The organism is Pseudomonas sp. 22526 (assembly GCF_052044735.1).
GTDB classification, from domain to species: Bacteria; Pseudomonadota; Gammaproteobacteria; order Pseudomonadales; family Pseudomonadaceae; genus Aquipseudomonas; species Aquipseudomonas piscium.
Genome location: NZ_JBQENK010000006.1, coordinates 109,384 through 129,954 on the forward strand (window position 1 = coordinate 109,384; position 20,571 = coordinate 129,954).

Here is a 20,571-nt window from a genome sequence, read left to right on the forward strand (position 1 = left end):
AACGAGTGTCTCTGATCGCTTCTGACCACTTCCGCATCGTTGTCGGCCTCGGCAAGAGCGGCATGTCCCTGGTTCGCTTCCTGGCGAACCGGGGCGTGTCGTTTGCCGTCGCCGATACGCGGGAAAATCCACCGGAACTGGCCACGCTGCGCCGTGACTATCCGCATGTGGAAGTGCGTTGTGGCGAGCTGGACGTCGACTTCCTGTGCCGTGCCGACGAGCTCTACGTGAGCCCCGGCCTGGCCCTGGCGACCCCGGCCCTGCAAGCCGCTGCCGCCCGTGGGGTGAAACTCTCCGGCGATATCGAGCTGTTCGCGCGTAACGCGAAGGCGCCGATCGTCGCCATCAGCGGTTCCAACGCGAAAAGCACCGTGACCACCCTGGTGGGGGAAATGGCCGCGGCTGCAGGCAAGCGAGTCGCCGTGGGCGGCAACCTGGGCACGCCGGCCCTGGACCTGCTCAGCGACGACGTCGAGCTGTACGTCATGGAACTGTCCAGCTTCCAGCTGGAAACCACCGATCAGCTGGGGGCCGAAGTGGCCACCGTGCTGAACATCAGCGAAGACCACATGGACCGCTACAGCGGCCTGCCGGCGTATCACCTGGCCAAGCACCGGATCTTCCGTGGCGCCCGGCAAGTGGTGTTCAACCGCCAGGATGCCCTGACCCGGCCATTGATCGGCGAAGGCCTGCCGTGCTGGACCTTCGGCCTGAGCAAACCCGACTTCAAGGCGTTCGGCCTGCGTGAAGAGAATGGCGAGAAATACCTGGCCTTCGAATTCCAGAACCTGATGCCGGTGCGCGAGCTGAAGATCCGCGGTGCCCATAACCAGTCCAACGCCCTGGCGGCGCTGGCCCTGGGGCATGCGGTCGGCCTGCCGTTCGACGCCATGCTCTCGGCTCTGCGCAGCTTCGCCGGCCTGGAGCATCGCTGCCAGTGGGTTCGCGACCTGGATGACGTGGGTTATTACAACGATTCCAAGGCCACCAACGTTGGCGCCGCGCTGGCGGCCATCGAAGGCCTGGGCGCGGACATCGAAGGCAAGATCGTGCTGATCGCCGGTGGCGACGGCAAGGGTGCCGAGTTCAAGGACCTGCGCGATCCGGTGGCGGCCAACTGCCGCGCCGTGATCCTGATGGGCCGGGATTCCGACAAGATCGGTGAGGCCATTGGCGATGCCGTGCCGCTGATTCGTGTCGGCTCCCTGGTCGAAGCCGTGGCGCAATGCCGTGCCGCTGCCCAAGCCGGTGATGTGGTGCTGCTGTCGCCGGCCTGCGCCAGTTTCGACATGTTCAAGAATTACGAAGACCGTGGTCACCAGTTCGTCCGCGCCGTGGAGGATCTGGCATGAACCTGAGAGACATCATCAAGCCTTATCCATCGCCGATCATCACCGGGCGCGGCGTCGACCTCGACTTCCCGATGCTCGCCGGCTGCCTGACGTTGCTTGGCCTGGGGCTGATCATGATTGCCTCGGCCTCCACCGAAGTGGCGGCGGTGCAGTCGGGCAGTGCCCTGTACTACATGATTCGCCACCTGATCTACGTGGTGCTGGGCCTGGGTGCCTGCATCGTCACCATGATGATTCCGATCGCCACCTGGCAACGCCTGGGTTGGATGATGCTGCTCGGTGCCTTCGGTTTGCTGGTGATGGTGATCATTCCGGGGATCGGCCGTGAGGTGAACGGTTCGATGCGCTGGATCGGCTTCAGCTTCTTCAACGTCCAGCCTTCCGAGATTGCCAAGGTGTTCGTGGTGATCTACCTCGCTGGTTACCTGGTGCGTCGCCAGAAAGAAGTGCGCGAAAGCTGGATGGGTTTCTTCAAGCCGTTCATCGTGCTGCTGCCGATGGCTGGCCTGCTGCTGATGGAGCCGGACTTCGGTGCCACCGTGGTGATGATGGGGGCCGCGGCGGCGATGCTGTTCCTCGGCGGGGTCGGGCTGTTCCGTTTCTCCTTGATGGTGGTCCTGGCGGTCGGGGCGGTGGTCCTGCTGATTCAGATGCAGCCCTATCGAATGGCGCGTCTGACCAACTTTGCCGACCCTTGGGCCGACCAGTTCGGCGCTGGCTACCAGTTGTCCCAGGCCTTGATCGCTTTCGGCCGCGGCGAATGGCTGGGCGTTGGCCTGGGCAACAGCGTACAGAAGCAGTTCTATCTGCCGGAAGCCCACACCGACTTCGTGTTCTCGGTATTGGCCGAAGAGCTGGGCGCCGTGGGTTCCCTGTGCACGGTGGCGCTGTTCGTCTTCGTCTGTGTCCGTGGCATGTACATCGGCCTGTGGGCCGAGAAAGCCAAGCAGTTCTTTGCCGCCTATGTCGCTTATGGCCTGTCGTTCCTGTGGATCGGCCAGTTCCTGATCAACATCGGGGTGAACGTCGGCCTGCTGCCGACCAAGGGTCTGACCTTGCCGTTCCTCAGTTATGGCGGCAGTTCGTTGGTGATCTGCTGCGCCTGTCTGGGCCTGTTGCTGCGCATCGAGTGGGAGAGTCGGACCCACCTGGGCAGCGAAGAGATGGAGTTCAGCGAGAGCGACTTCGCCGAGGAGCCAAGCCATGGGCGCTAATGTGCTGATCATGGCCGGTGGCACCGGCGGTCACGTGTTCCCGGCGCTGGCTTGTGCCCGCGAGTTCCAGGCGCGCGGTTATACCGTGCACTGGCTCGGCACCCCGCGCGGTATCGAAAACGAACTGGTACCGAACGCCGGTCTGCAATTGCATCTGATCAACGTCAGCGGCCTGCGGGGCAAGAGCAAGCTGTCGCTGCTCAAGGCGCCATTCGTGCTGCTCAAGGCCGTGCTGCAGGCGCGTCGGATCATTCGTCAGCTCAAGCCGGTCTGTGTACTGGGCTTTGGCGGTTATGTGACTGGCCCTGGCGGTGTCGCGGCCAAACTGTCCGGTGTGCCGGTGATCGTTCATGAACAGAACGCGGTCGCCGGTACCGCCAATCGGCTGCTGGTGCCGTTGTCGGCCCGAGTCTGCGAAGCTTTCCCGGACACCTTTGGTGCCTCCAGCAGCCGGCGTACCACCGGCAACCCGGTGCGCACCGAGCTGTTCCTCGATACACCGCGCGAGGCTTTGGCCGGACGCAAGGCGCGTTTGCTGATCCTAGGCGGAAGCCTGGGAGCAGAGCCGTTGAACAAGTTGCTGCCTGAAGCCCTGGCGCTGGTCTCCCCCGAGCTGCGTCCGGAAGTGTTTCATCAGGCCGGCAAAAACCACGATGAAGTGACTGCAGAGCGCTATCGCGCCGCCGGCGTCGAGGCGCAGGTGCAGCCGTTCATCAAAGACATGGCCCAAGCCTACGGCTGGGCTGACCTGGTGGTCTGTCGCGCAGGAGCGTTGACCGTCAGTGAACTGGCTGCCGCCGGTCTGCCTTCGATGCTCGTGCCTTTGCCTCACGCCATCGACGATCACCAGACCCGCAATGCCGATTATTTGGCTCGTGAAGGCGCCGCCTTCCTGATGCCGCAAAGAACGACTGGCGCAGCGGACCTTGCCGCTCGCCTGACAGAGGTTTTGATGCAACCGGAACGACTCAACAGCATGGCCGGCGCCGCACGTCGCCTGGCCAAACCCGATGCCACCCGTAGCGTGGTCGATATCTGCCTGGAGGTGGCCCATGGTTGAGAATCAGAAAGCCATGCCACAACCGGAAATGCGCCGCATCCGTCGCATCCACTTCGTCGGTATCGGCGGCGTGGGCATGTGCGGGATCGCCGAAGTGCTGCTGAACCTGGGTTACCAGGTCTCCGGCTCCGACCTCAAGGCTTCGCCGGTTACCGAGCGCCTCGAGTCCTTCGGTGCGCAGATCTTTATTGGCCACCGTGCCGAGAACGCCGCCAACGCCGATGTACTGGTGGTGTCCAGCGCCGTGAACACCTCCAACCCGGAAGTGGCCACCGCCCTGGAACGCCGTATCCCGGTAGTGCCGCGCGCGGAAATGCTGGCCGAGCTGATGCGCTACCGCCATGGCGTCGCCGTTGCCGGTACCCACGGCAAGACCACCACCACTAGCCTGCTGGCCTCGGTGTTCGCCGCAGGTGGCCTGGACCCGACCTTCGTCATCGGTGGCCGGCTGAATGCAGCGGGCACCAATGCCCAGCTGGGCACCAGCCGCTACCTGATCGCCGAAGCCGATGAAAGCGACGCCAGCTTCCTGCACCTGCAACCGCTGGTAGCCGTGGTGACCAACATCGACGCCGACCACATGGCGACCTACGACGGTGACTTCAACAAACTGAAGAAAACCTTCGTCGAGTTCCTGCACAACCTGCCGTTCTACGGCTTGGCCGTGCTGTGCCTGGACGACCCGGTGGTGCGCGAGATCCTGCCGCAGGTCAAGCGTCCGACCGTCACCTACGGTTTCAACGAAGGCGCCGACGTGCGGGCGATCAATGTCCGTCAGCAGGGCATGCAGACCTTCTTCACCGTGCTGCGTCCCGATCGCGAGCCGCTGGATGTCTCGGTCAACATGCCGGGCAACCACAACGTGCTGAACGCGCTGGCAACCATCTGCATCGCCACCGACGAAGGTATCAGCGATGAAGCCATCGTCCAGGGCCTGTCGGGCTTCCAGGGCGTGGGTCGACGCTTCCAGGTCTACGGCGAGCTGCCGGTGGAAGGTGGCAACGTAATGCTGGTGGACGACTACGGCCACCACCCGACCGAAGTCGCGGCGGTGATCAAGGCCGTGCGCGGTGGCTGGCCTGAGCGCCGCCTGGTGATGGTCTACCAGCCGCACCGTTTCAGCCGCACCCGCGACCTGTACGACGATTTCGTCCAGGTGCTGGCGGATGCCAACGTCCTGCTGTTGATGGAAGTCTATCCGGCGGGCGAAGAGCCGATCCCAGGGGCGGACAGCCGTCAGCTGTGCCACAGCATCCGTCAGCGCGGTCAGCTGGACCCGATCTACATCGAGCGTGGGGTCGACCTCGCGCCGCTGGTCAAGCCGCTGCTGCGTGCCGGCGACATCCTGCTGTGCCAGGGCGCCGGTGATATCGGCGGCCTTGCGCCGAAGCTGTTGAACAGTCCGTTGTTCGCGGGCGCCGTGCCTGCCGGTCAGGGGAAGTCGAAATGACCGCTGCCTACGCTTCTCTGTTTTCGACCCTCGCGCCGAAGGATTTCGGTCGCGTCGCCGTGCTGTTCGGCGGCAAGAGCGCCGAGCGTGAAGTCTCGCTGAAGTCCGGCAACGCCGTGCTCGAAGCCTTGCTGAGCGCCGGTGTGGATGCCTTCGGCATCGACGTCGGTGACGACTTCCTGCAGCGCCTGCTGAACGAGAAGATCGACCGCGCCTTCATCATCCTCCACGGCCGTGGCGGCGAAGACGGCAGCATGCAGGGCCTGCTGGAATGCCTGGGCATTCCCTACACCGGCAGCGGCATCCTGGCCTCGGCGCTGGCGATGGACAAACTGCGTACCAAGCAGGTCTGGCACAGCCTCGGTATTCCGACGCCACGCCACGCCGTACTTGGCTCCGAGGCCGATTGTATTTCTGCGGCTACGGAACTGGGCATGCCTTTGATCGTCAAACCGGCGCATGAAGGTTCCAGTATTGGTATGGCCAAAGTGACATCCGCGTCCGAACTGATCGACGCATGGAAAGCGGCCAGCACCTACGACTCGCAAGTTCTGGTCGAACAATGGATTCAAGGTCCGGAGTTCACCATTGCCACGCTGCGCGGCCAGGTATTGCCACCGATCGCCCTGGGCACGCCCCACACGTTTTACGACTACGACGCCAAGTACCTGGCTTCCGATACCCAGTACCGGATCCCGTGCGGCCTCGACAGCGACAAAGAGCAGGAGCTCATGGACCTGACGGCGAAAGCCTGCGGGGCGCTTGGTATCGCCGGTTGGGCGCGTGCCGACGTGATGCAGGACGCCGATGGCCAGTTCTGGTTCCTGGAAGTGAACACCGCTCCCGGCATGACCGATCACAGCCTGGTTCCGATGGCGGCCCGCGCCGCTGGTCTGGATTTCCAGCAGCTGGTCCTGGCCATCCTGGCGGAGAGTGTCGTCAGTAACGCAGAGCCGCGAGGTTAAGGCCATGCAAGGCGCCCAGCTACGTCATCAGCAACCCGCTCCCGGCCGCAAGCCGGTGCCGCGTGGTGCCAGCCGGATGGTGGCCAAGGAGCCGATGTCGGCGCGCCTGCCGAAAGCCAACTTTGGCGTGCTGAAAAGCCTGATGTGGCCGGTGTTGCTGGTCGCGCTGGGCTTCGGGACTTACGAGGGCGCGCAACGCCTGCTGCCCTATGCCGACCGGCCGATCACCAAGGTCGCGGTGCAGGGCGACCTGAGTTACATCAGCCAGCAGGCGGTGCAACAGCGGATCGCGCCTTACGTCGCGTCGAGCTTCTTCACCATCGACCTGGCGAGCATGCGCACCGAGCTGGAACAGATGCCGTGGATCGCCCATGCCGAGGTACGGCGTGTGTGGCCGGATCAGGTGGTGATTCGCCTGGAAGAACAACTGCCGGTGGCCCGCTGGGGCGACGAGGCGCTGTTGAACAACCAGGGCCAGGCCTTCACCCCGCGTGAGCTGGCGAACTATGAGCACTTGCCACAGTTGTTCGGCCCGCAGCGGGCCCAGCAGCAGGTGATGCAGCAGTACCAGGTGTTGAGCCAGATGCTTCGCCCTATGGGTTTCTCCATCGCCCGTCTGGAGTTGCGCGAGCGCGGCAGCTGGTTCCTGACCACGGGGGCCGGCAGCGCCGGTCCTGGCATCGAGTTGTTGCTTGGACGCGATCACCTGGTGGAGAAGATGCGCCGCTTCATTGCCATTTATGAAAAAACGCTGAAAGAACAGATTACGAACATCGCGCGCATCGATCTGCGTTATGCCAACGGCCTGGCCGTCGGCTGGCGGGAACCTGTAGCGCCCACGACGGCCCAACCCGCCGTCGCGAAGAATTAAGAAGAGGCAGGACCATGGCAAACGTGCAAAGCGGCAAAATGATCGTCGGTCTGGATATCGGCACCTCCAAGGTGGTGGCGCTGGTAGGCGAGGTCGCGGCCGATGGCACGCTGGAAATCGTCGGTATCGGCACCCATCCATCGCGCGGCCTGAAGAAGGGCGTGGTGGTGAATATCGAGTCCACCGTTCAATCGATCCAGCGCGCGGTAGAAGAAGCGCAACTGATGGCCGGTTGCCGTATCCACTCGGCGTTCGTCGGCGTGGCGGGCAATCACATTCGCAGCCTGAACTCCCACGGCATCGTGGCGATTCGTGATCGCGAAGTGAGCTCGGCGGACCTGGAGCGGGTACTCGACGCGGCGCAGGCCGTGGCGATTCCGGCCGACCAGCGGGTGCTGCACACCCTGCCGCAGGATTACGTGATCGATAACCAGGAAGGCGTGCGCGAGCCCCTGGGCATGTCCGGCGTGCGTCTGGAAGCCAAGGTGCACGTGGTGACCTGCGCGGTGAATGCCGCCCAGAACATCGAAAAGTGCGTGCGTCGCTGCGGCCTGGAAATCGACGACATCATTCTCGAACAGCTGGCCTCGGCCTATTCGGTGCTGACCGACGACGAGAAAGAGCTGGGTGTGTGCCTGGTGGATATCGGTGGCGGTACCACCGACATCGCGATCTTCACCGAAGGCGCGATCCGCCATACCGCGGTGATCCCGATTGCCGGCGACCAGGTGACCAACGACATCGCCATGGCGCTGCGTACGCCGACCCAGTACGCCGAAGAAATCAAGATCCGTTACGCCTGCGCCCTGGCCAAGCTGGCCGGTGCCGGTGAAACCATCAAGGTGCCAAGCGTCGGCGACCGTCCACCGCGCGAGCTGTCCCGCCAGGCCCTGGCCGAAGTGGTCGAGCCGCGTTACGACGAGCTGTTCACCCTGATCCAGGCCGAACTGCGTCGCAGCGGCTACGAAGACCTGATCCCGGCCGGCATCGTGCTGACCGGCGGCACTTCGAAAATGGAAGGCGCGGTCGAACTGGCCGAAGAGATTTTCCACATGCCGGTCCGCCTGGGCGTGCCGCACACCGTCAAGGGCCTGTCCGACGTGGTGCGCAACCCGATCTATTCCACCGGCGTGGGCTTGCTGTTGTACGGGCTGCAGAAGCAGTCCGACGGTATCTCGTTCTCCGGCATCGGCAGCCGGGACAGCTACAGCAGCGACGAACCCAAGGCAGCTCTGCTCGATCGCATCAAGAGCTGGGTGCAGGGCAACTTCTGAAGATTTACCGCAACACCGTTGTAAGCAGTAGGCGAAAAAACTAGAGAAATGAAAGGAGAGGGAAAATGTTCGAACTCGTAGACAACGTCCCCGCAAGTCCGGTAATCAAGGTTATCGGTGTCGGCGGTGGCGGCGGCAACGCCGTCAATCACATGGTCAAGAGCAACATCGAAGGCGTCGAATTCATCTGCGCCAACACTGATGCTCAAGCGCTGAAAAACATCGGCGCGCGGACCATCCTGCAACTGGGTACCGGCGTGACCAAGGGCCTGGGTGCGGGTGCCAATCCTGAAGTCGGCCGTCAAGCCGCCCTGGAAGACCGCGAGCGTATCGCTGAAGTGCTGGCGGGCACCAACATGGTGTTCATCACCACCGGCATGGGCGGTGGTACCGGTACCGGTGCTGCGCCGATCATCGCCGAAGTGGCCAAGGAAATGGGCATCCTCACCGTTGCGGTGGTGACTCGTCCGTTCCCGTTCGAAGGCCGCAAGCGCATGCAGATCGCCGATGAAGGCATCCGCGCGCTGAGCGAAAGCGTCGATTCGTTGATCACCATTCCCAACGAAAAGCTGCTGACCATCCTCGGCAAGGACGCCAGCCTGCTGTCGGCTTTCGCCAAGGCCGACGACGTCCTGGCCGGTGCCGTTCGCGGTATCTCCGACATCATCAAGCGTCCGGGCATGATCAACGTCGACTTCGCCGACGTACGCACCGTGATGAGCGAAATGGGCATGGCGATGATGGGCACTGGCTGCGCCAGCGGTCCTAACCGTGCACGTGAAGCGACCGAAGCGGCGATCCGCAACCCGCTGCTGGAAGACGTGAACCTGCAAGGCGCGCGCGGCATCCTGGTGAACATCACCGCAGGTCCGGATCTGTCCCTGGGTGAGTACTCCGACGTGGGTAGCATCATCGAAGCCTTCGCTTCCGAGCACGCCATGGTCAAGGTCGGTACCGTTATCGATCCGGACATGCGCGACGAGCTGCACGTGACTGTGGTTGCCACCGGTCTGGGCGCGAAAATCGAGAAGCCTGTGAAGGTCATCGACAATACCGTGCAAACCTCCATGGCCGCTGCACAGGCGCCAGCACCTGCCCGTCAGGAACTGCCGTCGGTCAACTACCGTGATCTGGACCGTCCGACCGTCATGCGCAACCAGGCCCAGGCCAGTGCTGCGACTGCGGCGAAGCTGAATCCGCAAGATGATCTGGACTATCTGGACATCCCGGCTTTCCTGCGTCGCCAGGCCGATTGATGGAATGTATCAGGGGTATTAGGGTGATTGGTGTTCAGCAAAGGTCTGGTCTGCTATTATCGCCAGCCTTTGTTGATACCAGTTCGCAATTTGCGCTGAAGCGGCCCAAGCCATGATTAAACAACGCACCCTGAAGAATATTATCCGTGCCACAGGTGTAGGCCTGCACTCTGGGGAGAAGGTTTACCTGACCCTCAAGCCTGCGCCTGTCGACACCGGCATTGTGTTTTGTCGTGCCGACCTGGACCCTGTGGTGCAGATTCCTGCTCGCGCGGAAAACGTTGGTGAAACCACTATGTCGACCACACTGGTCAACGGTGACACCAAAGTGGACACGGTGGAGCACTTGCTCTCGGCCATGGCTGGCCTGGGCATCGATAACGCCTACGTCGAGCTCTCCGCGTCCGAAGTCCCGATCATGGATGGCAGCGCTGGACCCTTCGTATTCCTGATTCAATCTGCCGGCCTGGAAGAACAGGACGCAGCCAAGAAGTTCATCCGCATCCTTCGTGAGGTGACGGTGGAAGACGGCGACAAGCGCGCCACTTTCGTGCCTTTCGACGGTTTTAAAGTGAGCTTTGAGATCGATTTCGATCACCCGGTTTTCCGTGACCGCACCCAGAGTGCAAGCGTGGACTTTTCCAGCACGTCGTTCGTGAAGGAAGTCAGCCGCGCCCGTACCTTTGGTTTCATGAGTGATATCGAGTACCTGCGCAAGCACAACCTCGCACTCGGCGGCAGCGTGGAAAACGCCATCGTGGTCGACGCGGATGGTGTACTGAACGAAGACGGCCTTCGCTACGAAGACGAATTCGTGAAGCACAAGATCCTCGACGCAATTGGTGACCTCTACCTGCTGGGCAACAGCCTGATAGGTGAGTTCAAAGGCTTCAAGTCGGGCCATGCACTGAACAACCAGCTTCTGCGCAAACTCATTGAGCAGAAAGACGCTTGGGAAGTCGTGACCTTCGAAGATGCCAGCACTGCACCGATCTCTTACATGCGTCCGGTTGCGGCCGTGTAAGTAACACTCTCTTTCCTTTAGTTTTTAAAGGCTGCCTTCGGGTGGCCTTTTTTTATGCCCGCGATAAGGCCCCCCTTAACCCACCACCCGGTTGCGCCCCTCGGCCTTGGCCTGGTACAGCGCCTTGTCGGCCATCGAGCACAGCGCTTCCAGGCTGGACTTCGGCGTGCCTGCCCAGGTACTGAGGCCGATGCTGATGGTGATCGGCGAGGTGCCGTCGCGGATCGGCGGTTGGCGTTCGACCGCCAGGCGTATATGTTCGGCGATGCTCCGGGCGCCTTCGTTGTCGGTCTCCGGCAGGACCACGGCGAACTCTTCGCCGCCGTAGCGCGCAGCCAGGTCGCCGGGGCGACGGATATTGTCGCTGATCACCCGGGCCACGATGCGCAGGGCTTCATCGCCGAGCGGGTGGCCGTAGCGGTCGTTGAAGGCCTTGAAGTGATCCACGTCGAGCATCAGCAGCGACAGGGCGTTGTGGGAGCGCTGCGCGCGTCCCCATTCGCGGGCCAGGGTCTGGTCCAGGCTGCGGCGGTTGTCGAGGCCGGTGAGGGCGTCGGTGGCGGCCAGTTGCGCGAGTTCCTGCTCGGCGCTCTGGCGGCGGCGCAGTTCCCGGCACAGCAGCCAGGTCAGCCACAGCAAGCCCAGGCACAGCGCACCGGTGGCGCCGCCGACCACCAGCGCAGTGCGCTGCCAGGAGGCGAAGACTTCATTGCTGGAGAGCGCCACGATCACGATCAGCGGCAGGTCACCGACCTGGGAGAAGGTATACAGGCGCGGCTGCAGGGAGCTGGACAGGCCTTTGAAGCTGCCGTTCCCCTCACGCAGGATGCGGATGAAATTGGGCCGTTGGCTGAAGTCCTGGCCGATCAGGTTGTCCGCTCGCGGCGGTTCCTGGGCCAGCAGGATACCGTCGCGACTGATCAGGTTGACCGAGCTGTCGCGGCCGACATTCAGGCTTTTGAACAACTGGCTGAAGTAGTCCAGGCGCATGGCCGCTTCGGCCACGCCGAGGAACTCCCCGCGCTCGCTGGAAACCCGCCGGCTGAAACTGATGCGCCAATCCAGCTCGGGCGGGCGGGCGCGGAACGGTCGGCTGATCAGCATGCCCGGATCGGGGTTATTCACATGGGACTGGAAATACTCTCGATCGGCAAAGTTGCCCTTGCGCGGTTCGACCGAAGCGGAGTCGGCGAGCACGTCGCCACGGGAGTCGAGCAGCAGGATATTGCCCTTGTAGGGCGCGGCGGTGGCCCGGTCGAACAGCGCCATATGGCGAATGGTCGGCGAGACCTGTTTCAGGTCCTCGCGTTGCGAGGCGCTGATCAGGCCACGCAGGGAGACGTCGTACAGCTCGACGTTGCGCAGCACGTCGGCGTCGATCAATTGCACGATGTTGGAAGCCGCACGGGTGGCGGCCCTTTCGACGCTGCCGCGTTCGCGAATCAGCAAGAAGGTCACGATGCTCAGGATGGAGATGACCATCAATGAGCTTCCAAGAATCAGCATCCTTTCCGACCGGGTCGAAGTGGTCGTGTTGCGGGGTGTCGCACTACTCACACTCATGGTTCTGACTTCTGCGATCTATACGTTGTAAGGGTATTTCCGGGTGAAGCGAGCAGAGTTGCAGAGACCGATCGCGCCTGCGGGCGCATGTATAAATCCCAGACAAAAAAAAGGCCAGCAAAATGATGCTGGCCTTTTGCTTAATCGCGCTTAGAAGACATTGATCGGGTAGTCGAGGATCACCCGGTATTCGTCGGTGTCGTTGTCCAGCGCGCCATAACCCTTGCCGCCACGGTTGGTGGCCCACTGCAGGCGGACCGCCAGGTCCTTGGCCTTGCCACCCTGGACCACGTACTTGAGGTCGAGGTCGCGTTCCCAGTGCTTGGCGTGTTCGCCGCCGGCGCTGTACCACTGGGCATAGCCACGGCTGTGGGGGTCGACCTTGGTCAGGTCCAGTTCGCCGCGCGAGTAGGAGAGCGCCGAGGTCAGGCCCGGCAGGCCGAGGCCGGCGAAGTCGTAGGCGTACTTGAGTTTCCACGAGCGCTCGTTGGGGCCGTTGAAATCCGAATATTGCTGGGAGTTGTCCAGGTAGATGCTGTCGCCCTGGTTGATGTAGTCGAACGGTGTGTTGCCGTTCACTCGCTGGTAGGCGGCGGTGAGGCTGTGATGGCCGACGCCCAGGGTGAAATGCAGGCTGTAGGTGTTGTTGTCGATGTCGCCCAGCAGCGCGTCGCCAGTGTCCTGAGTGTGATAGAAGTGCAGGCCCGGGTTCAGGGTCACCAACTCGTTCAGCGCATAGCTGTAGTCGAGGTCGTAGTAGTACTGGTTCCAGATGTCCTTGAGTTCGGCGGCATACAGGCTGCTGGTCAGCCCGGGCACGCTGCTCCAGGCCACGCCGGCCCAGTTCAGGTGCTGACTTTCGGTGCCGATCGCCGGATTGCTGTACGCGCTGCCGATACGCCGGCGGCCGCTCTGGTTATAGGGCTTGGTGAAGCTGGCCTGGCCGCCTTCGAGCAGCCAGCCGTCGAAGCTGTGGTTGGCCAGGCTGACCCCGCGGAAGGTCTGCGGCAGCATGCGACTCTGGCCACCGGCGATCACCGGGTTGTTGAGGAACAGGTCGCCGGCCTTGAGCTCGGTGTCGAAGGCACGGATTTTCAGGGTGGCGCCAGCGGTGGAAAACGACGTCGGGGCTTTGCCGTTGCCGTCGCTGATCGGCAGGATGCTCGAACCGTCGGTGCCGCCACCGCCATCGAGTTTCAAGCCGAGCATGGCGTTGGCATCGATACCAAAACCGACCGTGCCCTGGGTATAACCCGACTCGAAGATCCCCAGGAAACCCTGGCCCCATTCGATATTGTCGGAGGCCTGCTGGTGGCGGTTGCGATTCATGTAGTAGTTGCGGGCGTTGAGCTTGAGGCTCGCGCCTTCGACGAAGCCTTCCGGGCTGGCCTCATCGGCTGCCTGGACACAGGGGGCGATAGTTGCAGCCATTGCAATGAATAACGGGCTGAGAGTTGAAGTGACCTTCACCGGTATAAAGCTCCTTGGATAAATGGTGATCGTTGTTATTGTCGATTCGGGTGTTTCTTGTTCTGGGTGAAACGAATGAAACGGCCAGTTCTACATGGCAAAAAAAAACCGCTGTTATCAGCGGCTTTAAGACAACTTACTCCAGGGTTAGAGCAGAGAAGTTGTCGAGGGAAACGAGTCGGTAGCAGGTATCAGCTGTCTTTCTGAACTTCCGGCTGGCGTTGTTCCGCCGTAGTGTTCTGCGGCTGCCCGGCGTTCTGTTGCTTGGCAGCCAGCGCTTCCTGGGCGTCCTGGAATGCAGCGGCGCGTGCGGCGTTATGCGCGGCGAAAGTCTGCGATTCTTCGGCCATGGCCATAGGGGCCAAGAACAGGGAGGACAAAACAAAGGCGCTGGCAATACCCATACTGTTGGACATTTCTGAAGACCTTCTTGCAGAGCAAGTTCAAATTAGGTGCAACAAAAATATAACTTCGGGGCTGCTGGAAAAAGCGCCGAACAGGATAAGCACTGTTACGCCAAAAGCAATAGTTGACACTGCTTCTGTAGGAGCCAGGCTTGCCGGCGATGCGGGCAATGCGTTGTACCTGATGTACCGCTATCGCGAGCAATCGAGCGTCGACCGGCTGCTCCTACAGAAGAAGAGGAGGGTCAGATCGGCAAGTAGATGCCGAAGGTATTGATGCCGTCATCGCTGCGCACGAACACGTCGCCGCCGTGCATCAGGGCGATGGCCTTGACGATCGCCAGCCCCAGGCCGTGGTTGGCGCCGCTGTTGCTGCGCGAAGCGTCGACCCGGTAGAAGCGTTCGAACAACCGCGGCAGGTGTTCGCTGGCGATGGTCTGGCCGGGGTTGCTCACGGCGATGGCCACCTGGTGTTCCTGCACATCGATCTGCACCTGGATCACCTGTCCCGGCGCGGTGTGCTGCACGGCATTGCTCAAGAGGTTGATCAGTGCCCGGCGCAGGTGGGCGATCTCGATCTGCACCTGGGCATCGCCGCGCACCTCGACCTTGACCTGGGCGTCTTCGAGGATGAAGTCCAGGTAGTCCAGGGTGGTTGCCACTTCGCCGGCCAGGGAGGTGCTGGCGAGCTTGGTGGCCTTGCTGCCCTGGTCGGCGCTGGCCAGGAACAGCATGTCGTTGATGATCGAGCGCAGCCGCTCCAGCTCCTCGAGATTGGATTGCAGCACCTCGAAATAATGCTCGGCGGAACGCCCGCGGGTCAGCGCCACCTGGGTCTGGCCGATCAGGTTGGTCAGCGGCGAGCGCAGTTCGTGGGCGACGTCGGCATTGAAGGATTCCAGGCGCGAATAGGCCTGTTCCACCCGTTCCAGGGTCGAGTTGAACGAGTTGGCGAACTGCGTCAGCTCCGGCGGCAGCGACGACAGCTGCAAGCGCCCGGACAGCCTCGGCGGAGCCAGGCGCTGGGCTTCTTCGGACAGCCCGATCAAGGGCTTGAGGCCGATGCGCGCCACCCAGTAACCCAGCGCCGAGGCCAGCAGCACGCCGACGATGGCCAGGCTGATCAGGGCAATCAACAGCTGGTGCTGGGTCTCGTAGAAGGTCTCGGTGTCGATGGCGATCAGAAAGCGCAGCGGCGGGCGCAGCTCCTTGGCCGGCAGCTGGCTGACCAGCACTTTCAGCGGATAGGGATGCCCGGGCAGGGTCAGGTCGCGCATGCCCAGCGGGCCCTGGGCGAAGCTGCGGATCTGCGGGTCGGGGTTGCCGTATTCGTAGGCGGGGTCGGCGCTGACCACCCAGAAACGGATGCGCTTGTCTTCTTCGCTGAGCAGCTTGAGTTTGTTGTTGATCTTGGCCCAGTGCTCCGGATTGCCGAAGCGCGTCAGGGCTGACTCCAGCACGCTGTAGCGCGCGTCCAGTTCGGCCTCGGGCAGCAGGCCCAGGCCCTTGTCCACCTGTTGATAGAGCGCGCCGCCGATCAGCAGGAACACCAGCAGGGCCACCAGGGTGAACAGCCCGCTCAGGCGCAGGGCAATCGAGTTACGAGGCACCGCGGTTCTCCAGCACATAACCCATGCCGCGGATGGTGTGCAGCAGTTTCTGTTCGAACGGCCCGTCGAGCTTGGCCCGCAGGCGCTTGATCGCCACTTCGACGACGTTGGCGTCGCTGTCGAAATTGATGTCCCAGACCATCTCGGCGATCGCGGTTTTCGACAGGATCTCGCCCTGGCGCCGGGCGAGCACGCTGAGCAGCGAGAACTCCTTGGCGGTCAGGTCCAGGCGGGTGCCGGCGCGGCTGGCCTTGCGGCTGATCAGGTCGATCCACAGGTCGGCGATGCTGATCTGCACCGGCTCGTGACCGCCGCTGCGGCGGGTCAAAGCCTGCAGGCGCGCCACCAGTTCGAGGAAGGAAAAGGGCTTGCCCAGGTAGTCGTCGGCGCCGTCGCGCAGGCCCTTGATGCGGTCTTCCACGCGCTCGCGGGCGGTGAGCATGATCACCGGCGTCTGCTTGCGCGCGCGCAGGGCCCGCAGCACGCCGAAGCCGTCGATGCCGGGCAGCATCACGTCGAGCACTATCACCGCGTAGTCGCTTTCCAGCGCCAGGTGCAGGCCCTCGACGCCGTCGCGCGCAAGGTCCACGGTGTAGCCTTGTTCAGTCAGGCCGCGGTGCAGATAGTCCGCGGTTTTCTCTTCATCTTCGATAATCAGAACGCGCATGACCCCGCCTCAGGATGTGCTTGCCAGCGCCGGCGCTGGTGTGGGCCGATGGAATAGCCGCTCGAGCCACAAGTATATGACCGGAGTGGTGAACAGCGTCAGCGCCTGGCTCACCAGCAGGCCACCGACCACGGCGATCCCCAGTGGCTGGCGCAGCTCGGCGCCGGCGCCATAACCGAGCATCAGCGGCAGGGCACCGAGCAGCGCGGCGAGGGTGGTCATGATGATCGGCCGGAAACGGGTGATACAGGCCTGGTAGATCGCCTCCTGCGGCGACAGCCCGCCCTTGCGCTGGGCTTCGAGGGCGAAGTCGATCATCAGGATGCCGTTTTTCTTGACGATGCCGATCAGCAGCACCAGGCCGATCAGGGCCATGATCGAGAAGTCCTGGCCCAGCAGCCAGAGCATGATCAGCGCGCCAAGGCCGGCCGAGGGCAGGGTGGAAATGATGGTCAGCGGGTGGACGAAGCTCTCGTAGAGCACGCCGAGGATGATGTACACCGCCACCAGCGCCGCGAGGATCAGCCACGGCTGGCTGGCCAGGGAACTCTGGAAGGCCTGGGCCGCGCCCTGGAAATTGCCGGCGATGGAGGCGGGCATGCCGATCTCGTTCTTCGCCTGCTCGAGCATGATCACCGCGTCGCCCAGGGCCACGCCGGGCGCCAGGTTGAACGACAGGTTGGCGGCCGGGAACATGCCGTCGTGGGCGATGGACAGCGGGCCGACCGTGGGCGGATCGACCTTGGCCAGCGCCGACAGCGGCACCATCTCGCCGCTCAGGGGCGAGCGCAGGTAGAAGTAGTTCAGGCTCTCGGCCTTGCCGCGCTGCTTGGCGTCCAGTTCGAGGATCACGTTGTACTGGTTGGTCTCGGTCTGGAACTCGTTGACCTGGCGCTGGCCGAAGGCGTCGTAGAGCGCTTCGTCGACATCGGTGGCGGTCAGGCCGAAACGCGCCGCGGCGCTGCGGTCGATGCTGATATGGGTGATGCTGCCGCCCAGTTGCAGGTCGTTGGACAGGTCGCGAAAGGCCGGGTTGGCCCGCAGTTTCTCCGTCAGGCGCTGGGTCCCGGTGTTGAGGGTCGGCCCGTCGTTGCTCTTGAGCACGTACTGGTACTGGCTGCGGCTCGGCCCGGAGCTGAGGTTGATGTCCTGGCCGGCCCGCAGGTACAGGACGATGCCCGGGACCTTGGCCATCTGCGGGCGAATGCGGTCGATGAACTGGCTGGCGGAAACGTCTCGCTGGCCGCGGTCCTTGAGGGCGATCCAGAAGCGGCCGTTGGCGATGGTCTGGTTGTTGCCGGTGACGCCGACCGAGTGGGAGAAGGTTTCCACCGCCGGGTCGGCGCCGAGGATCTTCGCCAGGGCCAGGTGTTTTGCCACCATGTCCGGGTAGGAGATGTCGGCCGCCGCTTCGCTGGTGCCCAGCACGAAGCCGGTGTCCTGCACCGGGAAGAAGCCCTTGGGAATGAATACATAGCCGGCGATGGCCAGGCCCAGGGTCAGGCCGAACAGGCCGAGCATCAGCCGCTGATGGTCCAGGGCCCGGCGCAGCCCGCGTTCGTAGAGCGCCAGCAGGCGTTCGCCGAAGCCAGGGCGATCATGGGGATGATGAGTCGGGGCGCGCATGAACAACGCCGCCAGGGTGGGCGCCAGGGTCAGCGACACCACCACCGAAATCAGGATGGTCGAAGTGGCGGTCAGGGCGAACTCCTTGAACAGCCGCCCGACCACGCCACCCATGAACAGCAGGGGGATGAACGCGGCGATCAGCGAGAAGCTGATGGACACCACGGTGAAGCCGATTTCGCCGGCGCCCTTGATCGCCGCCTCGCGCATGCCGTCGCCGGCCTCCAGATGGCGATGGATGTTCTCCACCACGACAATCGCGTCGTCGACCACGAAACCCACCGAGATCACGATCGCCACCAGGGTCAGGTTGTTCAGGCTGAAGCCCATCACATACATCAGCGCGAAGCTGGCCACTAGCGACACCCCGAGCACGCTGGAGACGATCAGCGTCGCCGACAGCTGGCGCAGGAACAGCGCCATCACCGCCACCACCAGCAGCACCGCGATCAGCAGGGTGATTTCCACTTCGTGCAAGGAGGCGCGGATGGTCTTGGTGCGGTCCGAAAGCACGGTCACGTCCACCGAGGCCGGCAGCATGGCTTGCAGGCGCGGCAGTTCAGCCTGGATGCGGTCCACGGTGTCGACGATGTTGGCTCCCGGCTGGCGGAAGATCACCAGGTTGAGTCCCGGCTGGTCGTTGGACCAGGCCTGTACATAGGCGTTTTCCGGGCCGCTGATGACCCGGGCGACATCCTTGAGCTGTACCGGTGCGCCGTTCTTGTAGGAAACGATCAACTGGCCGTAGTCATCGGGATGGAACAGCTGGTCGTTGGTCGACAGGGTCGAGATGCTCGACTCGCCATACAGCGCGCCCTTGGCCAGGTTGAGGCTGGCCTGCTGCAGGGCGACGCGGATATCGGCCAGGGTCAGGCCGATGGCCGCCAGCCGGTCGGGCGAGGCCTGGACGCGGATCGCCGGGCGTTGCTGGCCGGTGATGTTGATCAGGCCGACGCCGTCGATCTGGCTGATCTGCCGGGCCAGCAGGGTTTCCACGTAGTCGCTGAGCTCGGTGCCGGGCATCTGCGTGGAGCTGATGCTGAGGATCAGCACCGGGCTGTCCGCCGGGTTGACCTTGCGCCAGGTGGGCAGGCTCGGCATGTCGTTGGGCAGCTTGCCCGAGGCGGTGTTGATCGCCGCCTGCACTTCCTGGGCGGCGGTGTCGATGCTCTTGTCGAGGGTGAATTGCAGGGTCAGCAGGGTCGAGCCCAGGGCGCTGCTGGAGGTCATCTGGGTCATGCCGGGGATGGCGCTGAACTGCACCTCCAGCGGCGTGGCCACCGACGAGGCCATGGTTTCCGGGCTGGCGCCGGGCAATTGCGCGGAGACCTGGATGGTCGGGAATTCGGCTTCCGGCAGCGGGGCTATGGGCAGTCGGGGAAAGGCGATGGCACCCAGCAGCACCAGGGCGAAGGTCAGCAGCAGGGTGGCGACCGGATGATCGACGCACCAGGCGGAGATCGAGCCGTGGCCCTTCATGGCTGCGGCTCCGTGTTCGCGGCCTGGATCTGTTGCGGCGGTTCGCTGAGCACTTCGATGCGCGAGCCGGCCTTGAGCCGCGACTGGCCGTCACTCACCAGCAGGTCGCCGGCCTGCACGCCCTTGATGATGTTCTGGCCGCTGTCCTGATAGACCATCTGCACCGGGACGATTTCCACCTTGTCATCCTTGACCCGATACACGAAGTGCTTGTCCAGGCCGCGCTGCACCACGCTGGGCGGCACCACCAGGGCGGCTTTTTCCACGGCGGTCCGGATCTTGATGGTCACCAGCTGGCCGGGCCAGAGCTTTTGCCCGGGATTGCTGAATTCGGCCTTGGCGCGGATGGTCCCGGTATTGGTGTCGATCTGGTTGTCGATCAGGCTCAGGTGGCCTTCGCCCAGGCGCTCGCCTGTGGCGGAGTCGGTATCGGCGCCCAGGTAGGCGTCCACCGACGCCGGGTGTTCGGCGAGCAGCAGCCCCTGCAAGGTCGGCAGCATCTGTTGCGGCAGGGAAAACTCCACTGCGATCGGGTCGATCTGGGTCACCGAGAACAGGCCCAGGGTATCGCTGGTGCGCAGGAAATTGCCTTCGTCGACGGTGCGGATGCCGACGCGGCCGGACACCGGCGAGCGGATCTGGGTATAGGACAGCTGCACCTGCGCCGCGTCGATGGCGGCCTGGTTGCCCTGGGCACTGGCCTTGAGCTGGTTGACCAGCGCTTGCTGCTGGTCGTAGGTCTGCTTGGAGACGCCATCGTCCTCCGACAGCAGCTTGTAGCGCTTGAGGTTGACCTGGGCCACCTGCAGTTGCGCCTGGTTTTCCGCCAGTTGCGCCCGAGCCTGGTCGAGACTGGCGCGGATTGAGCGGTCGTCGATGGTCGCCAGCAGGTCGCCGGCCTTGACCAGTTGACCTTCCTTGACCAGCAAACGGGTGAGGATGCCGTCGACCTGGGGCCGGATCACCACGCTGTGCAGCGACAGCACCGAGCCGATGCCGCTGACATGCCGCGGCACATCCCGCTGGGCAACGCTGATCACCCGCACCGGCACGGCGGTCGGCGCCGCCAGTTTGGCGCTGGGCGGCTTGAGCAGATGCCACAGGCCAGCGGCGGCGAGAACGGCGAGCACGCCTGCGAGCACAAGGGTTGTTTTTCGATTACGCATGGACGCCAGCGCCGGGGGGCAGGAGGGACGGGAGGATGGCCAGTATCGATGGTCCCTTTATAGCCGGCCGACCCGGTCAGCAAGGTGACGCCTGCCTGACAGCGCTGTCAGCAAAGACCG

At 63.4% G+C, this 20,571-nt stretch carries 16 protein-coding genes; 9 read left to right on the forward strand and 7 right to left on the reverse strand.

Annotated elements, in window-relative coordinates; translation table 11 throughout:
* Nucleotides 1-5 precede the first annotated feature (5 nt).
* From murD to lpxC, 9 genes are all read left to right on the forward strand, one after another.
* The gene (gene murD / locus ACTJKT_RS11040; RefSeq protein ID WP_440787108.1) at nucleotides 6-1,352 is read left to right on the forward strand and encodes a UDP-N-acetylmuramoyl-L-alanine--D-glutamate ligase; all 1,347 of its coding nucleotides are present in this window, start codon (nucleotides 6-8) and stop codon (nucleotides 1,350-1,352) included.
* Complete coding sequence (gene ftsW, locus ACTJKT_RS11045; RefSeq protein ID WP_440787109.1) at nucleotides 1,349-2,566, forward strand: putative lipid II flippase FtsW; 1,218 nt, start codon at nucleotides 1,349-1,351, stop codon at nucleotides 2,564-2,566. Before murD ends, ftsW begins: the two co-directional genes overlap by 4 nt.
* Entirely contained in the window at nucleotides 2,556-3,626 is a 1,071-nt protein-coding gene (gene murG, locus ACTJKT_RS11050) for an undecaprenyldiphospho-muramoylpentapeptide beta-N-acetylglucosaminyltransferase (RefSeq protein WP_440787111.1), read from the forward strand. Before ftsW ends, murG begins: the two co-directional genes overlap by 11 nt.
* Nucleotides 3,619-5,076, forward strand: coding sequence for a UDP-N-acetylmuramate--L-alanine ligase (murC, locus tag ACTJKT_RS11055; protein WP_025806185.1), 1,458 nt, complete (start codon nucleotides 3,619-3,621; stop codon nucleotides 5,074-5,076). The genes murG and murC overlap by 8 nt, the downstream gene beginning before the upstream one ends.
* Entirely contained in the window at nucleotides 5,073-6,041 is a 969-nt protein-coding gene (locus ACTJKT_RS11060) for a D-alanine--D-alanine ligase (protein WP_038576009.1), read from the forward strand. The genes murC and ACTJKT_RS11060 overlap by 4 nt, the downstream gene beginning before the upstream one ends.
* 4 nt (nucleotides 6,042-6,045) lie before the next feature.
* Entirely contained in the window at nucleotides 6,046-6,912 is an 867-nt protein-coding gene (locus ACTJKT_RS11065) for a cell division protein FtsQ/DivIB (RefSeq protein ID WP_025806183.1), read from the forward strand.
* 14 nt (nucleotides 6,913-6,926) lie between these two features.
* Nucleotides 6,927-8,186, forward strand: a complete 1,260-nt coding sequence (gene ftsA, locus ACTJKT_RS11070; RefSeq protein WP_007922131.1) for a cell division protein FtsA — start codon at nucleotides 6,927-6,929, stop codon at nucleotides 8,184-8,186.
* A gap of 65 nt (nucleotides 8,187-8,251) precedes the next feature.
* Complete coding sequence (ftsZ, locus tag ACTJKT_RS11075; protein WP_007922129.1) at nucleotides 8,252-9,442, forward strand: cell division protein FtsZ; 1,191 nt, start codon at nucleotides 8,252-8,254, stop codon at nucleotides 9,440-9,442.
* 112 nt (nucleotides 9,443-9,554) lie between these two features.
* Nucleotides 9,555-10,466: a UDP-3-O-acyl-N-acetylglucosamine deacetylase gene (lpxC, locus tag ACTJKT_RS11080; protein ID WP_009045509.1), complete on the forward strand. Its 912-nt coding sequence runs from the start codon at nucleotides 9,555-9,557 to the stop codon at nucleotides 10,464-10,466.
* A 75-nt stretch (nucleotides 10,467-10,541) separates the two neighbouring features.
* Here the strand turns inward: lpxC and ACTJKT_RS11085 are convergent, their stop codons facing one another.
* From ACTJKT_RS11085 to ACTJKT_RS11115, 7 genes are all read right to left on the reverse strand, one after another.
* Entirely contained in the window at nucleotides 10,542-12,029 is a 1,488-nt protein-coding gene (locus tag ACTJKT_RS11085) for a diguanylate cyclase (protein ID WP_440787112.1), read from the reverse strand.
* Nucleotides 12,030-12,179: 150 nt separating this feature from the next.
* Complete coding sequence (locus tag ACTJKT_RS11090; RefSeq protein WP_440787113.1) at nucleotides 12,180-13,460, reverse strand: OprD family porin; 1,281 nt, start codon at nucleotides 13,458-13,460, stop codon at nucleotides 12,180-12,182.
* Between the two features lie 230 nt (nucleotides 13,461-13,690).
* The gene (locus ACTJKT_RS11095) at nucleotides 13,691-13,915 is read right to left on the reverse strand and encodes a hypothetical protein (protein ID WP_440787114.1); all 225 of its coding nucleotides are present in this window, start codon (nucleotides 13,913-13,915) and stop codon (nucleotides 13,691-13,693) included.
* Between the two features lie 233 nt (nucleotides 13,916-14,148).
* Entirely contained in the window at nucleotides 14,149-15,513 is a 1,365-nt protein-coding gene (locus tag ACTJKT_RS11100; protein WP_097304987.1) for a heavy metal sensor histidine kinase, read from the reverse strand.
* Entirely contained in the window at nucleotides 15,503-16,180 is a 678-nt protein-coding gene (locus ACTJKT_RS11105) for a heavy metal response regulator transcription factor (protein WP_009050709.1), read from the reverse strand. The genes ACTJKT_RS11100 and ACTJKT_RS11105 overlap by 11 nt, the downstream gene beginning before the upstream one ends.
* Before the next feature lie 9 nt (nucleotides 16,181-16,189).
* On the reverse strand, nucleotides 16,190-19,285 hold the full coding sequence (locus ACTJKT_RS11110; RefSeq protein WP_440787115.1) for a multidrug efflux RND transporter permease subunit: 3,096 nt from the start codon (nucleotides 19,283-19,285) through the stop codon (nucleotides 16,190-16,192).
* Nucleotides 19,282-20,451 (reverse strand): efflux RND transporter periplasmic adaptor subunit, encoded by a 1,170-nt coding sequence (locus ACTJKT_RS11115; RefSeq protein ID WP_440787116.1) that lies wholly within the window; start codon nucleotides 20,449-20,451, stop codon nucleotides 19,282-19,284. The genes ACTJKT_RS11110 and ACTJKT_RS11115 overlap by 4 nt, the downstream gene beginning before the upstream one ends.
* Between the last annotated feature and the right edge of the window lie 120 nt (nucleotides 20,452-20,571).